The organism is Microbulbifer maximicatervae (SeqCode) (assembly GCF_052468095.1).
Genome location: NZ_CP174332.1, coordinates 4,888,807 through 4,908,832 on the forward strand (window position 1 = coordinate 4,888,807; position 20,026 = coordinate 4,908,832).

Below are 20,026 nucleotides of genomic sequence, written 5' to 3' on the forward strand. Positions count from 1 at the left end.
CCTAAAACGCGTCAGCCTTTGACGCAAACCACTTGCTTGAGGGTGTAGACGATTTCCACCAGATCTTTCTGTGCTGCCATAACCTTTTCAATAGGTTTGTAGGCCGATGGGGTTTCATCGATCACACCCTCGTCTTTTCGGCACTCCACATCGGCGGTGGCCGCGCGGTGCTCCTCCAAGGAGACCAGCTTTTTGGCCTTGGTGCGGGACATCACTCGCCCGGCCCCATGACTACAGCTACAGAAGCTTTCTTCATTACCCAGCCCCCGCACAATAAATGACTTGGCGCCCATACTACCGGGAATAATGCCCATTTCGCCGGTACGCGCTCTTACAGCGCCTTTCCGGGTCACCAATACATCCTTGCCGTAATGATGCTCGCGGGAGACATAATTGTGGTGACAATTCACCGCTTCCATACGCGCCTCAAAATCCATCCCCAGGGCCTGCTTCACCGCGTTAATAGTGCGCGCCATCATCACTTCGCGATTGATACGGGCAAACTCCTGCGCCCACTCCACCGCTTGCACATAGTCGTCAAAGTGCTCGGTACCTTCCGGGAAATAGGCCAGGTCATTGTCCGGCAAGTGGATATGCCAGCGCTCCATATCCCGCTTGGCTTTCTCAATAAAGTAAGTGCCTATTCGATTTCCCACTCCCCGGGAACCGCTATGCAGCATCAACCACACGCTTCCCTGTTCATCCAGGCACATCTCGATAAAGTGATTGCCGGTGCCAAGTGTTCCCAAGTGATTGATATTATTAGTATTTTTTAATACCGGGTGCCTCTCTTTGAGCAGTTCAAACTGGGCGGCCAGAGGCACCCAACCGGCAAGAGCATCGTCCGGTGGATTCTCCCAGGCCCCCTTGTCCCGCCCTCTCCCCCGGTGTCGGCCAGTGCGTCCGTGGGGCACAGCTCGTTCGATGGCGCTGCGCACTCCAGCCAGGTTGTCCGGCAGTTGCGCCGCCGTCAGGCTGGTGCGAACCGCCATCATGCCGCAGCCAATATCGACCCCTACGGCAGCGGGAATTACTGCCCCCAGGGTTGGGACTACGCTGCCAATGGTGGCGCCTTTGCCCAGATGTACATCGGGCATCGCCGCGACCCATTTATGGACGAATGGCATCTGAGAGATATTTTTGAGCTGCGCTTTGGCTTCATCTTCAAAAGGCACACCCAGGGTCCAGGACTTAATCGGCACCCCACCTGCCTGCATCACTTCATATGGCATTGGTTTCATCTTCCACTCCTTTTGAAACCGTGCTTGGTATTCATACGTTTCATTTGCTTATTGATATAGCGAATTGAGTGCCAACTTTTGCGGACAGTTTAAAAATACTTGTAACTTATTGTTTTTAAATGATTTATTTTTTATCTCAGGAGTTTTTAGGAGATTTTTTGAGATAAGGGATTCATAAATTTCTATCTTTTTTGATAGTTAAATCATATTTTAGATAGTATGAAGACAATCGCTATCAGTATTCTCGGTACCAGCAAGGACCGGCGTGGCAAAGGCGACAAGCGCTGGGATAAGTGGCGCCCAAACATTTCCATGTGCCAGCACGATGATCTGCTGATCGATCGGCTGGAGCTCCTTTTCGACAACCACTCAAAAAACCTGGCTGACCAGGTCACAGAAGATATTGCGCGGGTGTCTCCAGAGACCGAAGTGGTCCACCACCGGGTGAACTTCAATGACCCTTGGGATTTCGAGAGCGTGTATAGCAATCTGCTGGATTTCGCCCGCGCCTATAGCTTCAAGCCGGATGATGAGCAGTACCTGGTGCATATCACCACCGGTACTCATGTAGCGCAGATCTGCTTGTACCTGTTAACAGAGGCGGGGTATTTCCCCGGACGTCTGCTGCAAACTTCCCCGGCGAGAAAGAACAGTAGCTTACCGGGCGAATACCAAATCATCGATTTGGATCTGTCCAAATACGACCAGATTGCCTCTCGCTTCCAGAGGGAACACCAGGAGGGCACCACCTATCTGAAGGGTGGAATTGAGACCAACAATCTCGCTTTTAACCAGATGATCGAGCAGCTGGAGCAGGTATCCATTCGCTCCGACGCCCCCATACTAATTACCGGCCCCACAGGGGCAGGTAAATCCCAGCTGGCCCAGCGTGTCTATGAATTGCGTAAACAGCGGGGCAAGCTGGAGGGAGGCCTGGTAGCCGTTAACTGCGCCACTCTGCGCGGCGAGAATGCCATGTCCGCCCTGTTCGGCCACCGTAAGGGCGCCTATACCGGTGCCACCAACCAGCGTCCAGGCTTGCTAATGGAGGCAGATAAGGGCCTGCTGTTTCTCGATGAAATCGGTGAGTTGGGATTGGACGAGCAGGCCATGTTATTGCGTGCGATTGAGCACAAACGCTTTATGCCTTTCGGCTCTGATAAGGAAGTAAGCAGTCACTTCCAGCTGATCGCCGGTACCAACCGAGATCTGGTACAGCTCTGCCAAGAAGGTAAATTTCGCGCGGACCTGCTCGCCCGTATCGATCTGTGGACCTACCGACTGCCCTCTCTACGAGAGCGTATTGAAGACCTGGAACCCAATATAGATTTTGAGCTGGAGGCTTTCTCCAGGAAATCCGGGCATCTTGTCAGCTTTAATAGAGCGGCACGGGAAAAGTACCTGAGCTTTGGGCGCTCCCGCGAGGCCAGCTGGTCTGCGAACTTTCGCGACCTTAACGCCAGTATCCTGCGTATGGGTACCCTCGCCGACGGTGGGCGTATCACGACTCAGGTAGTGGAAGAGGAAATCCATAGGTTGCGAATTAAATGGCAAAACCCACTAACAGATTCATCGCTACCCCTTGCCCGTATCGAAACACTGTTGGGGCGTGACCGCATCGAGCAGATGGATTACTACGAGCAAATCAAACTAGCTGGGCTGTTTCAGGTTTGTGCAGAGTCCAATTCGATGGCAGAGGCCGGACGCAAATTATTTCAAGTGAGCCGCACCTCAAAAAAATCCAACAACGACTCACACCGGGTACGCCAACTTTTAGATAAATACGGTCTTAAATTCGACCAGTTGAATAAAACATAGAGGCCCTTTGGCATCTTTTTTTGTTAGTCTGATTCCAAAAGCCGGACGCTGGATCATGGAATGAGATACACCTATTTAACTCCGTTTATTTTCTTACTCAGCGCCTGTGAGCCAACCCAGTTCGCAGGTGGTACCGCCTTGCCAGATGGCTCTGTTTACAAAGGTGAGATGCTTAACGGTCTGTTTCATGGACAGGGTCAGCTCGAATGGCCCAATGGCAGCCATTATCGTGGCGACTTTCGAGAAGGTCGCATGACAGGTGAAGGTGAGCTAACTGGAAGTGATGGCTGTAGCTACGAAGGGGAGTTCCTAAACGGAGAATTCCATGGCAAAGGCCGCTATAACTGCGATGAAACTGAATGGGCGGGAGAATTTCATGAAGGGGAGCTGCAAAGCGGTACTTTAAATTGGGATGAAGATGGGAGCTATCATGGTGAATTTTTAGACTTTGATCCCCACGGCGAAGGCAAACTCACTGCGGAAGATGGCAGCCTTTATCAGGGCGCCTTTGAATACGGATACTTAATACAAGGCAGCTACTCAGATAGCGATGGCTATCGCTATACCGGCAGCTTCGAGTACGGCTCCTATTCCGGCGAAGGTGAACTCACCCAGCCTGACGGCACGATTATCCGTGCCACTTTTCGCTATGGAGAAGCAGAAGGAGAAGGCGTACGAATAAGTACGGATGCTGAAGGAAACACTGTCGAGGAGTCTGCCTATTTCTCCGGTGGTACCTATTATCCCAGCGAAGACGCCTGGCGCGCACAGACAGATATTCCCGGTGCCCAAGTAGAAGCCAGGCTCTACAGCGAGAGTGAGCGCTTACAAAGTGCCATAGCCGCCCTCCCCTCACAGCGGCCCGGCGTACGCGATATTTACACCCTACTGATAGGTGGTGACGGTACCTCTCCAGTATTTGCCAGGGAGCTGGACTGGGTGGCAGAGCGCCTCGATGAAGCCTTTAGCATTGACCAACGTATGCTGCGCCTCAGTAACGGCGGCGGATACGGTTTTCCCCTGGCTACCCGCACCAGTATCCAGGAAAGCCTCAATGCAATTGATCAGTTAATGGACCCCAAAGAAGATTTACTTCTTATACACCTGGTCAGCCATGGTGCTCGAAATGGAGATTTCAAAATTGCCGAGGGGGAGATTCCCTTAAACGATTTCTCACTGAAAGATGGGCAACAATGGCTGGATAATATTAACGCTCAGTACCAGTGGATCGTTGTTTCAGCCTGTTTTTCCGGTCAGTGGGTAGAGGTTCTGAATAGCCCCAATCGGGTAATCTTCACTTCGGCTGCAGCTGATCGCAGCTCCTTTGGATGTAGCGATGACTCTGAGCGCACCTGGTTTAGTTCTGCGCTGTACGGTGAAGCCCTTAACCAGGGTATCGATAACCCTGAAGCTTGGTTTGAAATGGCAAAATTAAAAGTGACTGAAATGGAGCAGGAGCAGGGAATTAAAAGAAGCCGACACTCCCTACCCCAGTATTCAGTGGGAGAAAATTTTCTGATGTGGTGGCATGGAAAAAAATCGATTTATTAATTTTGGAATTCCGGTACAAACCGACTAAAAAATTATTTTTGGTTCTAATCACTATCTACCATAATACCAAGCGAAAGGAGATACCTTCTTGGAGTTCGCTAGCCTCTCTGTAGAGTTATTGTTTATTTTGTTTTTCGTCGCCGTTATTGCGGGCCTACTTGATACACTAGCAGGTGGGGGCGGCCTGATAACTGTACCGGCCCTTATTCTTAGTGGCGTTCCGCCACTAACTGCCTTGGGCACGAATAAATTACAAGGCAGTATTGGTACTGCAACTGCTACCTACATGATGCTTAAAAACAACAAGATCAGTTGGGATGGAATTAAAAATCTAATGCTATTTGCCTTTATTGGCGCAGCCATGGGCACAATAGCGGTACAGTTCATCAATACTGATATTTTGTCATTTATTATCCCTGCTGTTCTTTTATTTATTGCTATTTATTTTATAGTTTCTCCATCCCTTACTCATAGTAGTACTAAACCCAAGGTCTCAAGAAAGAAATACCAATATGGCGTAATCCCATTTATTGGTTACTATGACGGTATGTTTGGCCCCGGAACTGGATCATTTTTTGCCTTATCAGGCGTTGCCTGTAGGGGACAGGATTTACTAACCTCCACGGCCAATGCAAAACCTCTCAATTTTTCCACTAATATCGCATCTTTAATCGTATTCTTATTTGCCGGTCAAATTTTATGGGTTGCGGGAATCTTAATGATGATTGGACAAGTTATAGGTGCCTGGCTGGGATCTCATTTTCTATTTAAAATTAATCCTGGTTATTTACGGGGAATGGTAGTTCTTATGTGTGGTGGAATGCTAATAAAATATATCCACTCTATGGGATGGATAGATTATATCTTCTGAAGGGTATGAAGGTGGCTGGAACTCAGAAAAATCAGATTAAACATTAAGGCTTTGGATTGTTTTATGGAGCATCTAAAAAGATCTTTAATGAACTTCTTTTTTAAGCTCCATCAACTCCTTCTTGATCTCGGTGATTTGATTCGATAGCTTGCTCTCAAAATCCTCATTGATTATCGACATATACTGCTCAAACCGGCTCTGTTTTATTAGATATTCTAATCTCTCTAGCAATTCATCATTGGAAACTCTTCTCCTGGCTCGTTTCCTGGTAAATTTTATCAGTGGCTTTACCCAGTCAGGCAGTCGATAATAAGTATTTTGAAAACCTCTGCTCATGGAGTATCTAAAACCATTTTGCCGTATATAGCTAGATAGCCTTGATGGTAGCAACCTATAAAATAGATTTAAATATTTATCAATCTTATTGCAGTCAGAATACCACTCTCTCACCAAACTCTGCTTATCTCTGTCCAACTTCAGATTGCCCAAAGCTTCATTAAATTCTCTTTCTGTATATTTTTCGACTAATTTTGATTTGGTTAATAGAGAAATTACTTTTTTATCGCCATAAAGCGGCCGTAATTCTATCAAATACAGCAACCAACATCCAAGAAGTTCATTCTTATAATCCGCATCACTAGCATTTTTTGTTAAGTAGTCAAATACAAAATGGTATTGGTTCACCAATCGCTGAACCATTAGATCACTTTTCTTTTCATCCATGTTGACTAAACTATACGACCCAACTTCTGGTAAAACTAATATTGATTTAGCCTTGACGGTTGTTATCCAATGTAGAGAGTGACCATTAACGCAGGAACCCAAAATAAATTCGGATATCTTATTTCCACAAACAAAGTCCCTGCGATAAAACCTCCTGACATTTATAGAATTTATTTTTAAAACAAACCTGGATTTATCACCAATGGATCCTGAGAATTTTTGTAGGGGTTTATTATGGCTAAAAAATACTACATCTGGATTCTCACTATTGACTATATCCTGTAATTTAGGAATCAATGTAGGGTACCAACAATCTCCTTCATCGATAAATCCAACATACTCTCCTAAAGTATTTTTTACTCCAAATTCAAAAATTAGCTGGTCATCAATCTGTGAAGTACTCGGAATATGAATACTTCGAATTCTGGGCATTGAACCTGTAAAGTTATTAATCCGGCTTCGCTCATCATTTTCGCAAAAATGAAGAACAAGTATCTCTATGTCCTTGTACTGCTGTCGAATAATACTCTGCAGACAGGTATTGAGATAGACACCGCTAGACTTTGAAATAACGACAATCGAAATCATGCGCATACCACTGAAGTTCGGTAATCTAATACAGAATTAGCAGTATCTGGATCTTTGTCAAAGAGCATTCTCAAATCCGCATTACTCAATGATAGAAAAGATCTTGTAAACTGAGATTGAAAGCTCCCCCTATACTCTTCGTCAAGATTACGCCAGCACCAGTTAAACAATGCTAACTTGCTTTTGACATACAAGTGGTAAAATCTATCTCTAAGATTAACATTCTTATTAAAGAAGTCTTCAACCTCATCAAAAATCTGTAATACAGATATACGCCGTGCATCTGAAATATTTGACAGCCTATTTCCTGTGGGATCGACATTATGAATACAAAAAGGGGATTCAAATAATGCAATATCTTTAGCATTTGTGAGCAAATTCCAATGTGCTAACACATCATTATGTACAGGCGTTTGTGAAAATCTAAGGGAAACCCTTTTTGCATAACTGGTTTTAATCAATCTATTCCAAGGGAAGGGTGTTAAACATAGAATGCCATCATGATCAAAAGTGGAAAAAGTTCTGTTACCAAAGGTTCTAAGCGCTCTGTAGAAAATTAAATTGTCATCACCTACCATACCGAGATTAATAGTGCTTCCCGGAAATCTACACTGATAGGCCATCAACAAAACATCACTGTTAACTTTTGTAGCAATTGAAACAGCTCGATCCAACATATTTGGGAGGATTAGATCATCGGCATCAAAAAATAAAGTCAGCGGTTCAGCTATTTGATCGAGAGCACTATTCCTACAATAGCCTGCCCCATTGTTACCATCGTTTAAAATAATTTTATATGGGATTCTATTTTTCTGAAGAAAATCAGCAGCCAACCCAATCGTGGTATCTGAGGAATTATCGTCAGATAAGTAAATTTTTACATCAGTCGTATCATTATGAACAATAGAGCTCAACGTATTAACAATATTATTTTTTTCATTGTATGTTGGTATCACCACCCCAACTTTACTGTTAGGCATACAAATTCTCTTTATAATTCTCTCAAAGCAGCAGAATTAAATGTAAATACAATAAGTAAATTAATTTGAATATAATCAAGTCTGATAAAGGCTGTACCACTTAAAGTAGACAGCTATACACCTTTTTTCAAACTTATTAATCGATAATTTGCTTAATCTAGATGCTTTCGGGAAGATCAGGGTATGTAACAAGAGAATTAGACGCCTACTCAAGGCGCCTAGAATTTCCAGAACCAACTCTTAGAGTTTTGATTAGGTGCTATATGGCAAGAATAATATCTTCAATCGGTTTATCGAACTTTATTAAATCTTTATTTTCCTCATCTTTATAAAGCTTGATATAAGCTTTAAACATAGCTGAAGGTGATTCCTGTAAAAGTGAAATCAGATAATCCTTACCCTTTAACTCTTCGACTCTATTGCCGATATAGAAACCTACAAAATACAGCGGGCTATCCCATACTGCAGAAAAACCCAAATGATAGATTTTGTCAAAGTCTAAGCTTGAGTCAATGCATGCACGAAAAAGCATTGTTTCAAATAAAACAAAGTTACTATCTATTCGCTGTAAATTTCTTTTAAATTTTTTCTTAAACCATTCTGTGTACTCTTTTCCGTCTGTAACATTTAATGGAGAACCCACAATAGAGGCTATACCCTCCAGACGGGTTTGATTTAAGATTTTCTCACAATTAGAGTCTGGATTTTTTCCCTTTCCATAAAAATTGGACTGAGCAACATGATATAACTCATGCGTTGAAAGTGTCAGTAAACCTTCATAATCTCCTTTAAAATACTGCAGCGCAATATAAAAGTTATCATCTTGGGCCCAACCGTCAGAAGTTCCCCCGACTACCATAAAAATATTGGTATCAAAGGAAATATCTTTAGGAGAATAATCACCAATTCCCCTCTTTACACTATTTAAATATTGCTGAGGATTGCGCTTTATTATCTTGAGAATATCTTCGACTTCGGACAATCGTTCATTTAACTGTTGAAATCTAAAGGGATCATTTTTAACTGGATTACCTTCAACAACATCGATCAAACTAGACCGAAATGACTCAGCACTGGCCTTATTGTCAAATCTTGAGGTTTGATGGATCGTTGCTTGTATACCCTGTAAACTCATCAGCTTATCTAATTGATTATCAGATACTTTGTCTCCAGATAAAATATCAACTAATCTATCAGCACTCTCAAAATCAATTGTTATTTTATCTGTTACTTTCGCTGAGGAAAAAGCCATAACGCTTATCAGAGACAAGCCTAAAAAAATCACCCACTTAAAGATATTCATTTTACCTCTCATAAAAATGTAAAAGGAAAGAATAACCAGGTATTCAATCTTAAAAAATACATATTGTGTGATTATTAGACCTTTATTGCCTACACAACCTCCACTCCAAATATGAGACAAAAATATTGCAGTTTGTGCCACTAAAGGAGCTTGTATTTTCAGCTATCTAAAAGAAAGTTTTGCTTACGACAGAGGACATATTGAAAAGGTTGAATCCCACCCACAGGTAGTGAATGGGATTCAGGGTAGGCTTAGGCAGACTTCTGTTCTTCAATAAAGCGCTGCATCTGTTCTTCCAGCATCGAAAGAGGCAAAGCACCATTACTTAGCAGTGCATCGTGAAACGATCGCAAATCAAATTTATCGCCAAGCTCTTTTTCCGCAATAGCTCGCAGCTGTCGAATTTTAATTTCCCCCATCTTGTAAGATAGCGCCTGCCCCGGCCAGGATATATAGCGATCTACTTCTGCACGTACATTAGCCGGAGAGAGGGATGTATTATTGGAAAGAAAGTTTAATGCCTGCTGTCGTGACCACCCCTGAGAATGAATACCAGTATCAATCACAAGGCGTGCGGCACGCCACATTTCATAGCTGAGGCGTCCAAAGTGCTCGTAGGGAGTGGTGTACAGTCCCATCTCTTTACCCAGCCTCTCAGAATAAAGGGCCCAACCTTCTCCATAAGCGCTCAGGTAAAGGTTGCGACGAAAGTCCGGTACATTCTCAAGCTCCTGCGAGAGAGCATTTTGTAAATGATGGCCCGGTACAGCTTCATGCAAGGTAAGAGCAGGTAGCTCATACAAGGGACGCTGGTCCAGCCCGTGAGTATTCAACCAGTAGGCACCACCGCGAGTACCGCCAATGGCGGCTGGATTATAGGAGGCCGTAGTGTAGTTAGGTGCTATTTCACTGGGAACTGGTACCACGCCATAGGGAGTACGCGGCAGTAAGTTAAAGAACTCCGGCAATACATAGTCAATACGCTTGGATATATAGGCCGTTTCCTTGAGCAGCTGTTCCGGTGTTTTGGCATAAAACTGCGGGTCTGTGCGCAGGAATTGGGTGAATTCTGTAAAGCCGCCCTTAAAGCCTGACGCCTTGATCAGGGCTTTCATTTCCGCACGGATTCTCTTCACTTCAGCAAGGCCCGTGCGATGAATCTCCGCAGGGTCCAGATCCAGGGTCACGTAGTAGCGGATGTTGTGGCGATAGTAGTCGCTACCACCAGGCATCTGTTCAGCACCCAAAGTCTTTGTGGCCGCCTTTAGGTAGTCGCCCTCAAGGAAATCCGCTACCCGTCCAAATGCGGGAATAGCTACTTGCTTAATCACAGCTAAGCCCTGCTCTCGCAGACGCTTCTGCTCATCGGGCGCGATGGTTTTCGGCATCTCAGCAAAAGGCTTATACAAGCTGCTTTTACTGGGATCTTTATATACTTGAGCGCGAACAGTTGGCGCTATACCTTCTACAACGATTTTGGGCAACACAAAGCCAGAGCGAATACCTTCGCGCATATTGGCAATGTTCTCATCGAAGTAGCGACCAAATTCACCGATACGGGCAATATAGTCCTCGTAGTCGGCGGTATCCCTCATCGCCAAACCACTATTTGCCTCAAGTGCACTTGCGTAAAAACTTGAGAAGGTGTTTAGAGGAATTCGGTCGAGAAACAGTTCCTCTTCCTCAACTGAGCTGGCAAGAACCCAAGAGAGAAGCTCACTATTGACGCGGTCTGAAGCACTTAACTTACTCTGGTCGATAGCCTCAAGGCGCCGGATAAAGGCCTGCTCAGCCTCTATACGACGTTGACGATCCTCTGCAGTTACCCCGGGCAGTTCTCGATTGTAATCGGAAACGCCAACTCGCCCGGCAGTAATCGGGTCTTCTCTCAGCGTGTATTGCCAGTGATCCTTAAGAACACTTTGAAGCTCTTCTGTAGCAGTTGCTGCCCAGGCTGAGGGCATCAATAGGCTAGTGGCAATAAGCGGTCCTGTTAAGGACTTGAGGTAGTAGGTAAGTGATCTCTTGAATTTCACCCTTGGCTCCGTAGTGCTGTTGGTATCTAAAAAGAACAACAGAGCTTGCTCTTTTAGTTACCCTACAGAGTAGGCGTGGCAAGCTTGTACCAGCACTATACACGAAGGATGGATAATAGTGACTCAGCGGAATAGACATACCGCCACAAGCGGGGTGGAGGAGTATAATTTCCTCCACCAAGCGGTCAATCAGTTGGCTGGCAACTTAGGTGGCATGTGCATAACAGCGCACGTCATAGCTCCCACTCAGACCAATGGCATACATAGATGTATTCCAGAAAGAGTTTACAAACCAGTTGCGGAATGCGTTCTTGGTTGGGAACCAAAATTCTCCAAAATTTGGGTCGAAAAACAACACATCTTCCGCAACCCAGGCTGCCATGGCGTGGGCACCCACCTTACCTGAAATACCGATTTTCTTGTAAGAGCCAGCGCTTCTCGTCGGCTCCCTAATAATTTCATCGGCAAGCGCTGCAGAGTTGCGCATAGTAGTTTGCCCACGATCTAACCGAGGGCCTGTAACCACGTGAATTTGGCGCTGACCATTTGGCCCAGCGATACCCACACCGCCATTATTCTGAAGAGGCAGAATATTGTGAGATTGCAGCCACGTCTCTGAGACCTGATCCTGGTTTGGTGCATTTCCACCAATCTGGTGCAAGGTCATCACATGAAAAAGATGTTGCTCACTCAATGTATTATTGGGGAATAGCCAATTCCAAAGGCTTCCATCCTCTGCGTGAAATTTAATCCAGTGGGCACTCAGAGATTCACAGACTCCGCCAGCAGTATCCTGATGTATGGTGATCTGTGCCTTCACCGGATCCAAACACTGACTGAAATTATATTGAAGTGTGCCACCGTGCTGGGCCACAGATCTCTGAACAGGACCTACCCTTGTCCCGGTAAGTGCAAGTACTGTTTTATCAAACCAAATCGGCATATCCATCTCCCCTGTATTCACAATGTAGAAACACTTATTCAGCGATTAGTTAACTGCTTCTGAGAAGTGCTTTCCGGTATATGCATTAGATTGAAACAGAAAATTTACAGGGCAGATAGGTGTCCATTTTTTTTTAAAATCGACTCTGGCACTCTTTTCTCAGGCCATAGATAGCAACTCGAAATAGATTGAGGCGCAAGTATTTATTTGACTCTGGCACTATTTTTTATGGGTAGGAATATCATGACTATTTCCTATTAATTCCTTATAAGAACAGACCCAGCTACGCTTGCCAGTCAGATTACACGGGTCCTTTAATTCGACTCTGGTACTATTTTTGGTACAAAAAAATTGACCTATGACATGGAAACTATCTAAATGGAAATATTTTTTTGTAGTTGGCGACAATTGGTTTTATCTTTCCATAGATAGAGCTTGTTACCTTCAGATAATTACGACTTGAAAATGAGTCAATGATAAGAAGTGAAATAGGTAGAAGTGGTAACAACTAAAAAAGGCAGCCGGGTAAACCCGGCTGCCGAGCGCCCATGGGGGAAGGGCTAAGAGGAAAAAATGGGTAGTGGATTGCTACTACTAATAGAACCACTTAAAACAGCTACTGCCAATTTATGTGCGGCGAGCGTAAGAGCGAACTTCATAGCCACCGCTTAGCCCTACTGAATACATAGAGTTATGCCAAAATGATTGGGTAAACCAATTAAAGAAGGAATTTCTGGATTCGAACCAGAATTCACCAAAGTTGGGATCAAAGAAAGTAATGTCCTGCGCAACCCAGGCAGCCATTGCATGACCTGCAAAAGTGCCATCAAGACCTATCTTCTTATAGCAACCAGCACCGCCCGTCTGATCTAAAATAATCTCCCTTGCCAAAGCATTGGGAGAGAAAACGCCACTCTGGCCTTGCGCTCTACGGGAATGATGAATACCCCGAATAGTATTTCCTCCCCGGCCATTAGGGAAAGCACCACCAAATACATTTTGACTGGTGGGGAAAATATTCTGTGTGCTGAGCCAGGCTTCTGTAGTTGCGTCTTGGTTATTCTGTGTGCCCGCCTGTTGCAGGGTCATTACGTGAAATAAGTGCTGTTCATCCAGTGCACCCGCCGGCATTAACCAATCCCACAAGCTCCCTCCATCAGAGTGATACTTGATCCAAAAAGCGGAAAGCGCTTCACAAACACCACCGGAAGTATCTTCGTGAATAGTGATTTGTGCTTTTACCGGATCCTTACACTGGCTGAAGTTGTATGTCAGTTGACCCCGATGATTGGCTACAGATTGTTGTACGGGGTTTACGCGTGTTCCAGTTACAGCGAGAACGGTTTTATCGACCCAAATAGGCATATTCGATCCCTCATTTTATGAGATAAAAACGCTGCACAAATCCTTTTTTAAAAACTGAAAATTTGTAGCGCCTGTGAATTGGGCGGGCATTGAACCAGAAAAGTTCCAGGGCCAACAGAGTATAAAAGCGCTTTTTAAATCGACTCTGGCACTATTTTTTTATCCAGCGTTAATCTTGCCTGAATCCTACTTTGTTGAAATCTATTAGCCGATAATAATCTGGCAACAGACAATATTTAGCCGTTTCTAACTGCGAAGACAAAATAGAGATAAGAAGATATTTTTACTTATAAATATTTATCATTCTTAATCTCAAATAGGACGCATAGCAATTTATAGAAAGTACACTTTTACAAAACTCATCAGTTTAAAAAAGTGGCTTGTAACAGCAAACTGCTAGAGTAGGTGTGCGAGTAAAAAGCTATGCAATAAATTGCATAAAAAACTAAGCAACAACGTCTGTGCCGGTCTCTTTGCCAGCACACTTTTAGCCACTCAATACAGCACTATAAGTTAGTTGTGAAAAATTTAGGCAGGAATGATTCAACAGCAAAGTGGTAGGTAAGATGCCTCGACCAAATTCTGTCCCTAGGCCGTTAACTCCAGGGGATAAAATCCGGTCGAGGTTTGGCTAAGCGGTGTTATACCTGCTCTACAGTCTGCTCAATACGTCCAAAGATAGATTGCCCTTGATCATCGAGCATTTCGATGGAAATGGTATTTCCAAAGTCCATAAATGGCGTGCTTGCAGAGCCATTCTGGATGGTCTCAATCATGCGAATCTCGGCAATACAGCTGTAACCAACACCGCCTTCTGCTACAGGCTTACCGGGGCCGCCATCCAACTTATTGGACACCGTTCCAGAGCCAATAATGGTGCCTGCGCAAAGTGGACGAGTTCTGGCCGCGTGGGCGACCAGTTGCCCGAAGTGGAAGGTCATATCCACACCGGCATTGGGCTCGCCAAACTTCTCACCATTCAGATGGGAAACCAGTGGCAGATGCAATTTACCCTCGCTCCAGTTTTCACCCAGCTGTTCAGGGGTTACGCAAACAGGGGAGAAAGCACTAGAGGGTTTGGACTGGTAGAAACCAAATCCTTTGGCCAGTTCCGCAGGTATCAATCCGCGCAGGGATACATCATTGACCAACATTACCAACTTGATATGGGACAGTGCATCCTCAGCGGACACCCCCATAGGAACATCGTCGGTGATCACGGCAATTTCTGCCTCGAAGTCGATGCCAAAGCCATTGCTTTGCGGCATCTTTACCGGCTCGCGTGGGTCCAGGAAGGTATCGGAACCACCTTGATACATGAGCGGATCGCTGTAGAAGCTCTCCGGCACCTCGGCACCGCGGGCTTTGCGCACCAGCTCAACATGATTCACGTAAGCACTACCGTCGGCCCAGTGATATGCGCGCGGTAAAGGCGAAGCACACAGAGTTTGGTCAAAGGCTTCCCCTTGAATCTCGCCACTTTGCAGGCGCTCGTGTAGCTTCTCCAACTCGCTGCTGACTGATGCCCAATTGTCCAACGCACTCTGCATGGTGGGGGCAATATCGCCAGCTGGCACCATACGGGTAAGATCGTCGCTAACAACAACCAATTGGCCATCGCGGCCGGATTTAAGGCTGGCTAACTTCACTGTGCCTCCCCTTCAGTTTTTTCCACAAATTCTTCTTCCCCATGCATCCAGGCGGCGTGCCTTGGGGCTTTTTTAGTACGTGACCACTCTTCCAACATATCCTCAGCAACCCGCTTCAGCTCTTTGTGCATACCGGGCTTGGCGGTATTGGCGGCCAGCTCGATACGATGGCCGTTGGGGTCGAAGAAGTAGATCGACTGGAAGATAGTGTGATTGGTAGGGCCTAGTACATCGACCCCGGCCGCTTCCAGTCGCGCTTTGGTCTCAAGCATTTCTTCCATGGACTCCACTTCGAAAGCGATATGCTGTACCCATTTGGGTGTGTTCTCATCGCGCCCCATCTCCGGGGAGTTGGGGATTTCGAAGAAGGCAAGCACATTCCCCATACCCGCATCCATAAAGACGTGCATGTAAGGGTCCGGCTCACCGGTTGAGGGTACCTCGTTTTCGGCAATGGCCAGCTGGAAGTCCATGCCGAGAAGATCGCGGTAGAATTCCACTGTCTCCTTGGCGTCCCTACAGCGATACGCCACGTGGTGAATGCGCTTAATGCCCATTGAAGCCTCCGTTATTATTCCTTTTCTTTAATGACGCCACGCTTGAGCTGGTCGCGCTCAATGGATTCGAACAGGGCCTTAAAGTTACCCTCACCAAACCCTTCATCTTCCTTGCGCTGGATAAACTCAAAGAATACCGGGCCGAGCATATTAGCGGAGAAAATCTGTAGCAGCAGACGCGGTTGGCCGCCCTCAGTGGTGCCATCCAGCAGGATGCCACGGCTCTGGAATTCTTCAGTAGGTTCACCGTGCCCAGGCAGGCGCTCTTCCAGCATTTCGTAGTAGGTGTCCGGCGGCGGGGTCATAAACTCCATGCCGCGCTCTTTCAGGCGATCCCAACAGGCAATTAAGTCATCACAAGCAAAGGCGATATGCTGGATACCTTCGCCGTTGTACTTCATCAGGAACTCTTCGATCTGGCCGCCGCCGCCAGCTGCTTCTTCGTTCAGCGGAATACGGATCTTGCCATCCGGTGCAGTCATCGCCTTGGACAGCAGGCCGGTGTATTCACCTTTGATATCGAAGTAACGAATCTCGCGGAAATTGAACAGGTCTTCGTAATACTTGGCCCAGTAATCCATACGGCCGCGATACACGTTGTGGGTAAGGTGATCCAGAGTGTGGAAACCACAACCTTCAGGGCGACGCTCTACGCCTTCTTCCCAGATAAAGTCGATATCGTAGATGGACTCACCATCTTCGTAGCGATCAATCATGTATAGGGTCGCACCGCCAATACCTTTGATTGCCGGCAGGTGCAGTTCCATCGGGCCGGTATTCACATGAACAGGCTGTGCACCTTTACGCAGGGCCTCTTCGTAGGCGAACTTGGCATCTTTTACGCGGAAGGCAAGGCCACAAGCGGAGGGACCGTGCTCCTGGGCGTAGTAATAAGCGTGGCTGTCGGGCTCGTAGTTAGTGATGAAGTTGATATCACCTTGGCGCCACAACTCCACTGCTTTGGAGCGGTGACGGGCGATTTTCTCAAAGCCCATGGCGGTAAAAACGGTTTCAAGGATGCCTTTTTCCGGCGCTGTAAACTCTACGAATTCGAAGCCGTTAAGTCCCATCGGGTTTTCAAATAAGTCGGCCATGCGGTCCTCCATTTCTTATCATCGCAGCACTTCAAAGCGGGGCTGCGGATTGTGGATTTAAAGCGCAAACGAAGTTAGTTGCAGATGTAACTAATGTCAAGAAACTCTGGATCAGCTAAAAAATGAGTACTAGAAGAGTGCTTTTAGTCACCAGCCTCCAAAGCTAGCGCCTGGGAGAATAACCAGCTGGCAACGGGTCCTTGAACAGGATCGGGAGAGTAATCGGGAGCCGGGTGCGACACAGTGGTTGCGCCACACCCGTGCACAGCCGACCTTATTTACGCGTGCATTTACCGGTATCGGTACGACACATATGATCCTTGTGAAACTTGCCGGTCATCTGGTCGCACTGGGATTTGCTCACATCTCCAGCACAGGCATTTTCGGCATGCTGGCAGCAACCGGTTTCAGCGGTGCCCATTCCTTTATTGCCGTCCATCCCTTCATCTTTCTTGCGCTGTTCGCAGGCAGACAGGGTCAAAACCATCGCCGCGGCCAGTATCCCAATTGAAGCTTTGAGTCTCATAAAGGCCTCCTAAATACCCGGCTTAGCCGCCGGTGACATGGATATCGCGGAATCTGCCGCGCATTGCTTTGTGCGACCCGCGTAGATTTACCCGACATCTCCACCAGCTCAGGGATTTTGCGATTAGGCGCGCCATCCCATTATCACCCTGCAGATTTACCGGGCCATGCATTGACTGTAGCCCACACTGGCAGCGAAACCATCTGACTGACGGGACATTTACGTTAATTTGCCCCTGACAGCCCATCCAAATAACTGAATACCTTTTTGTATTTGCCAGAGCCGGTACAATCGGCCCCCGTTTGTCGGGTAAAAACCCCGCCTGAATGTATTTATTGAGGACCCCCTATGCTTCTCGCCGCTGCTGCCATCATTGCTGGCTTTATTGTGCTGGTCTGGAGTGCCGATCGTTTTGTGGATGGAGCTGCCGCCACTGCTAAACATTGCGGCATGCCCACACTGTTAATAGGCATGGTGATTGTCGGCTTCGGTACTTCCGCTCCGGAGATGGTGGTCTCAGCCATTGCCGCCTTGAATGGCAACCCCGGCCTCGCCCTGGGTAATGCCTACGGTTCCAATATTGCCAATACCGGTTTGATTCTCGGTTTCAGTGCCCTGCTGATCCCACTATCGGTACACTCAAAGATTGTGCGTAAAGAGCTGCCACTGCTGCTGGCAATCACCCTGCTCAGTGGTGCCTTCCTGTGGAATGACCGCTTGGAGCGCTGGGAGGGTATTGTTCTGTTATTCGGTTTCTTCGCCTTGATCGGCTGGAGTATCTTTTCTGCCATGCGCAATAAAGGTGACCAGCTTGAGGGAGAAGTAGAAACTGAGCTGGAAGACAACCCTATGCCACTCGGAACTGCCATATTTTGGTTGGTAGCGGGGCTGGTACTATTGATTGTCAGCTCCCGAATCCTCGTATGGGGAGCAGTAACCATTGCCGAATCTTTGGGGGTCAGTGACCTGGTGATAGGCCTGACTATTGTTGCCCTGGGAACCTCACTGCCGGAACTGGCCGCAACTTTAGTGGCCGCACGAAAAGGTGAGCACGATATCGCCATCGGTAACGTTGTCGGCTCCAATATGTTCAATCTGCTGGCGGTGGTTGGCATTGCCGGCACCATTGCTCCCATGAACAACGTACCCCACGAGGTGCTGTCCCGGGACTGGCCGATGGTTCTGGGCCTCACAATTGCCCTGTTTATTTTTGCCTACGGCTTCAAAGGCCAGGGCCGAATCAATCGCTGGGAAGGCTCCGCGCTGCTAATGGCTTACCTCGTATATACCGGCTACCTGGTAGGAACCATTACCAAAGCTGCACTCTGATAATATTCGGGGTGGTGCCGCACCACCCCATAGTTACTGCCTGAATTCACCATAATTCGCCACCTCTGCGCCCATTTCTCTTCCCAAAAACTGACTAATATCTGCAACACCTACCAAGGAAAAGTGCAGAGCAGCTAGATGAAGAGAAGCACCATTGGCAAAACCGTAGCGCTAACAGCCCTATTTGGACTCGGTGCAATTTACCTACTCAATGCCTCTTGGCTGGCGACAGCCCAGCAAGGAAAACCAATCCTGATTGCCCATCGCGGCGTTTACCAAACTTACAACCGGGATAATTTAACCCGTGACGAATGCACCGCAGTCCGTATCTATACCCCGGAACACCGCTATCTGGAAAACACGATTCCCTCTATGGAAGCTGCCTTTTCTCATGGCGCGGACATTGTCGAAATCGATGTCCATCCCACCACTGATGGCGACTTCGCAGTATTTCACGACTGGACCCTAGACTGCCGTACGGATGGAACAGGTGTCACCCGGGAACAGTCCATAAAAGACTTAAAGAAGCTGGATATTGGTTACGGCTATACCTTTGATGGCGGCAAGTCATTCCCCTTTCGTGGCCAGGGGGTGGGTTTACTTCCCACTTTAAAAGAGGTCTTGCTGCACTTTCCCGGCAAGCAGTTTTTGATCAATATTAAGAGTAATGATCCAACAGAAGCAGAGCGATTGGATAACTATCTTCGGCAACATCAATTGCCTATTAATTCCCGGCTTATGGTCTACGGTGGCGATCGCCCAATTGAAAGGATGCGCCAGTTACGGCCAAATGCATTGGCCTTCAGCAAGACAAGTGCCAAACAATGTGCTTTGCAATATGCACTGTTCGGTTGGAGTGGCTACTTTCCCGAGTCTTGCCGAAACAGCATTGTTGTTGCACCCAATACCTGGCGATGGGCTTTATGGGGTTGGCCCAACCGCTACTCTGAACGAGTAGTCAAAGCCAATAGCTTGGTGATGGCAGTGGACCATAAAAATGGTAAGCGGGGCTTGCCCGGTATTTACACACCGAAAGAACTCAGTTTTCTGCCCGAAGGGTACAGCGGAGCTATTTGGATTGAGAAGATCGAGCTAATTGGCCCATATCTACAAGCAAGACAATAGATAACCTTAGCGTTTTCGACCTTTCTCCAGCCGTGCCAGATGCGCATGAAGACGCTCTATTTCTTCCAGCAGCTCTATCGCTAATGCAGCGCCGGCAAGATTTACCCCCAGATCTCGCTCCAGGCTGTAAACCCGGCGCACCCGGCGCACACAAATTCCGCTAAAGCGCCACTGCACTTCCCTGCTGCGCGGCTCAATAATTCCTTCCTCAACCAAGGCAATGATACGCTCCGCCGGCACACCACAAGCCCGACACAGTTCACTCAAAGTTAACTCACTCTCTTCATCCAGGAGAACACCGCTAAGCTGCTCAACCTTTTTAGGCAT

At 46.8% G+C, this 20,026-nt stretch carries 17 protein-coding genes; 5 read left to right on the forward strand and 12 right to left on the reverse strand.

All coding sequences use genetic code 11. From position 1 onward, the window contains the following. Positions 1-11: 11 nt before the first annotated feature. Complete coding sequence (locus ACJJIL_RS21715; protein WP_445360742.1) at positions 12-1,241, reverse strand: RtcB family protein; 1,230 nt, start codon at positions 1,239-1,241, stop codon at positions 12-14. Positions 1,242-1,460: 219 nt separating this feature from the next. Between ACJJIL_RS21715 and rtcR the strand changes: the two genes are divergently transcribed. The 3 genes from rtcR (at position 1,461) to ACJJIL_RS21730 (ending at position 5,481) form a co-directional block, all read left to right on the forward strand. Next, entirely contained in the window at positions 1,461-3,059 is a 1,599-nt protein-coding gene (rtcR, locus tag ACJJIL_RS21720; RefSeq protein WP_445360743.1) for an RNA repair transcriptional activator RtcR, read from the forward strand. Between the two features lie 60 nt (positions 3,060-3,119). Then, positions 3,120-4,610 carry a C13 family peptidase gene (locus tag ACJJIL_RS21725; RefSeq protein WP_445360744.1) on the forward strand — a complete coding sequence of 497 codons (1,491 nt, stop codon included), beginning with the start codon at positions 3,120-3,122 and terminating at the stop codon, positions 4,608-4,610. A gap of 88 nt (positions 4,611-4,698) precedes the next feature. Next, positions 4,699-5,481, forward strand: a complete 783-nt coding sequence (locus ACJJIL_RS21730) for a TSUP family transporter (protein ID WP_445360745.1) — start codon at positions 4,699-4,701, stop codon at positions 5,479-5,481. Between the two features lie 84 nt (positions 5,482-5,565). On the opposite strand, the gene ACJJIL_RS21735 is transcribed toward ACJJIL_RS21730, so the two are convergent. The 10 genes from ACJJIL_RS21735 to ACJJIL_RS21780 all read right to left on the reverse strand — a co-directional run bounded on the left by ACJJIL_RS21735 (position 5,566) and on the right by ACJJIL_RS21780 (position 17,245). After that, positions 5,566-6,792, reverse strand: a complete 1,227-nt coding sequence (locus ACJJIL_RS21735; RefSeq protein WP_445360746.1) for a glycosyltransferase family 2 protein — start codon at positions 6,790-6,792, stop codon at positions 5,566-5,568. Next, complete coding sequence (locus ACJJIL_RS21740) at positions 6,789-7,772, reverse strand: glycosyltransferase family A protein (protein WP_445360747.1); 984 nt, start codon at positions 7,770-7,772, stop codon at positions 6,789-6,791. Before ACJJIL_RS21740 ends, ACJJIL_RS21735 begins: the two co-directional genes overlap by 4 nt. Positions 7,773-8,031: 259 nt before the next feature. Next, on the reverse strand, positions 8,032-9,075 hold the full coding sequence (locus ACJJIL_RS21745) for a DUF5700 domain-containing putative Zn-dependent protease (protein WP_445360748.1): 1,044 nt from the start codon (positions 9,073-9,075) through the stop codon (positions 8,032-8,034). A gap of 251 nt (positions 9,076-9,326) precedes the next feature. Further along, positions 9,327-11,111 (reverse strand): DUF885 domain-containing protein, encoded by a 1,785-nt coding sequence (locus ACJJIL_RS21750; protein ID WP_444959071.1) that lies wholly within the window; start codon positions 11,109-11,111, stop codon positions 9,327-9,329. Between the two features lie 205 nt (positions 11,112-11,316). After that, positions 11,317-12,054 carry a YopT-type cysteine protease domain-containing protein gene (locus ACJJIL_RS21755; RefSeq protein ID WP_413663975.1) on the reverse strand — a complete coding sequence of 246 codons (738 nt, stop codon included), beginning with the start codon at positions 12,052-12,054 and terminating at the stop codon, positions 11,317-11,319. A 627-nt stretch (positions 12,055-12,681) separates the two neighbouring features. Further along, positions 12,682-13,419, reverse strand: coding sequence for a YopT-type cysteine protease domain-containing protein (locus tag ACJJIL_RS21760; protein WP_413663974.1), 738 nt, complete (start codon positions 13,417-13,419; stop codon positions 12,682-12,684). Between the two features lie 641 nt (positions 13,420-14,060). Next, complete coding sequence (locus ACJJIL_RS21765; RefSeq protein ID WP_444911876.1) at positions 14,061-15,068, reverse strand: fumarylacetoacetate hydrolase family protein; 1,008 nt, start codon at positions 15,066-15,068, stop codon at positions 14,061-14,063. After that, complete coding sequence (locus ACJJIL_RS21770; RefSeq protein ID WP_252084079.1) at positions 15,065-15,625, reverse strand: VOC family protein; 561 nt, start codon at positions 15,623-15,625, stop codon at positions 15,065-15,067. Before ACJJIL_RS21770 ends, ACJJIL_RS21765 begins: the two co-directional genes overlap by 4 nt. A 14-nt stretch (positions 15,626-15,639) precedes the next feature. Continuing rightward, positions 15,640-16,719 (reverse strand): 4-hydroxyphenylpyruvate dioxygenase, encoded by a 1,080-nt coding sequence (gene hppD / locus ACJJIL_RS21775; protein WP_413663972.1) that lies wholly within the window; start codon positions 16,717-16,719, stop codon positions 15,640-15,642. Positions 16,720-16,993: 274 nt separating this feature from the next. Further along, positions 16,994-17,245, reverse strand: coding sequence for a hypothetical protein (locus tag ACJJIL_RS21780; RefSeq protein ID WP_413663971.1), 252 nt, complete (start codon positions 17,243-17,245; stop codon positions 16,994-16,996). A 348-nt stretch (positions 17,246-17,593) separates the two neighbouring features. On the opposite strand from ACJJIL_RS21780, the gene ACJJIL_RS21785 reads away from it, so the two are divergent. Then, entirely contained in the window at positions 17,594-18,574 is a 981-nt protein-coding gene (locus tag ACJJIL_RS21785; RefSeq protein ID WP_413663970.1) for a calcium/sodium antiporter, read from the forward strand. A 138-nt stretch (positions 18,575-18,712) separates the two neighbouring features. Continuing rightward, the gene (locus tag ACJJIL_RS21790) at positions 18,713-19,699 is read left to right on the forward strand and encodes a glycerophosphodiester phosphodiesterase family protein (protein WP_445360749.1); all 987 of its coding nucleotides are present in this window, start codon (positions 18,713-18,715) and stop codon (positions 19,697-19,699) included. Between the two features lie 6 nt (positions 19,700-19,705). Here ACJJIL_RS21790 and ACJJIL_RS21795 read toward each other — a convergent pair whose 3' ends face one another. After that, a complete protein-coding gene (locus tag ACJJIL_RS21795; protein WP_445362024.1) occupies positions 19,706-20,026 on the reverse strand; it encodes a chaperone modulator CbpM in 321 nt (106 codons plus the stop codon).

Excerpts from the sequence above, each read along its gene's own strand:
- ACJJIL_RS21780 (WP_413663971.1), bottom strand. The coding sequence starts at position 17,245 with ATGAGACTCAAAGCTTCAATTGGGATACTGGCCGCGGCGATGGTTTTG.
- ACJJIL_RS21745 (WP_445360748.1), bottom strand. The coding sequence starts at position 9,075 with ATGAATATCTTTAAGTGGGTGATTTTTTTAGGCTTGTCTCTGATAAGC.
- ACJJIL_RS21725 (WP_445360744.1), top strand. The coding sequence starts at position 3,120 with ATGAGATACACCTATTTAACTCCGTTTATTTTCTTACTCAGCGCCTGT.
- ACJJIL_RS21785 (WP_413663970.1), top strand. The coding sequence starts at position 17,594 with ATGCTTCTCGCCGCTGCTGCCATCATTGCTGGCTTTATTGTGCTGGTC.
- ACJJIL_RS21755 (WP_413663975.1), bottom strand. The coding sequence starts at position 12,054 with ATGCCGATTTGGTTTGATAAAACAGTACTTGCACTTACCGGGACAAGG.
- ACJJIL_RS21740 (WP_445360747.1), bottom strand. The coding sequence starts at position 7,772 with ATGCCTAACAGTAAAGTTGGGGTGGTGATACCAACATACAATGAAAAA.
- ACJJIL_RS21795 (WP_445362024.1), bottom strand. The coding sequence starts at position 20,026 with ATGCCTAAAAAGGTTGAGCAGCTTAGCGGTGTTCTCCTGGATGAAGAG.
- rtcR (WP_445360743.1), top strand. The coding sequence starts at position 1,461 with ATGAAGACAATCGCTATCAGTATTCTCGGTACCAGCAAGGACCGGCGT.
- ACJJIL_RS21715 (WP_445360742.1), bottom strand. The coding sequence starts at position 1,241 with ATGAAACCAATGCCATATGAAGTGATGCAGGCAGGTGGGGTGCCGATT.
- ACJJIL_RS21790 (WP_445360749.1), top strand. The coding sequence starts at position 18,713 with ATGAAGAGAAGCACCATTGGCAAAACCGTAGCGCTAACAGCCCTATTT.
- hppD (WP_413663972.1), bottom strand. The coding sequence starts at position 16,719 with ATGGCCGACTTATTTGAAAACCCGATGGGACTTAACGGCTTCGAATTC.
- ACJJIL_RS21735 (WP_445360746.1), bottom strand. The coding sequence starts at position 6,792 with ATGATTTCGATTGTCGTTATTTCAAAGTCTAGCGGTGTCTATCTCAAT.
- ACJJIL_RS21770 (WP_252084079.1), bottom strand. The coding sequence starts at position 15,625 with ATGGGCATTAAGCGCATTCACCACGTGGCGTATCGCTGTAGGGACGCC.
- ACJJIL_RS21760 (WP_413663974.1), bottom strand. The coding sequence starts at position 13,419 with ATGCCTATTTGGGTCGATAAAACCGTTCTCGCTGTAACTGGAACACGC.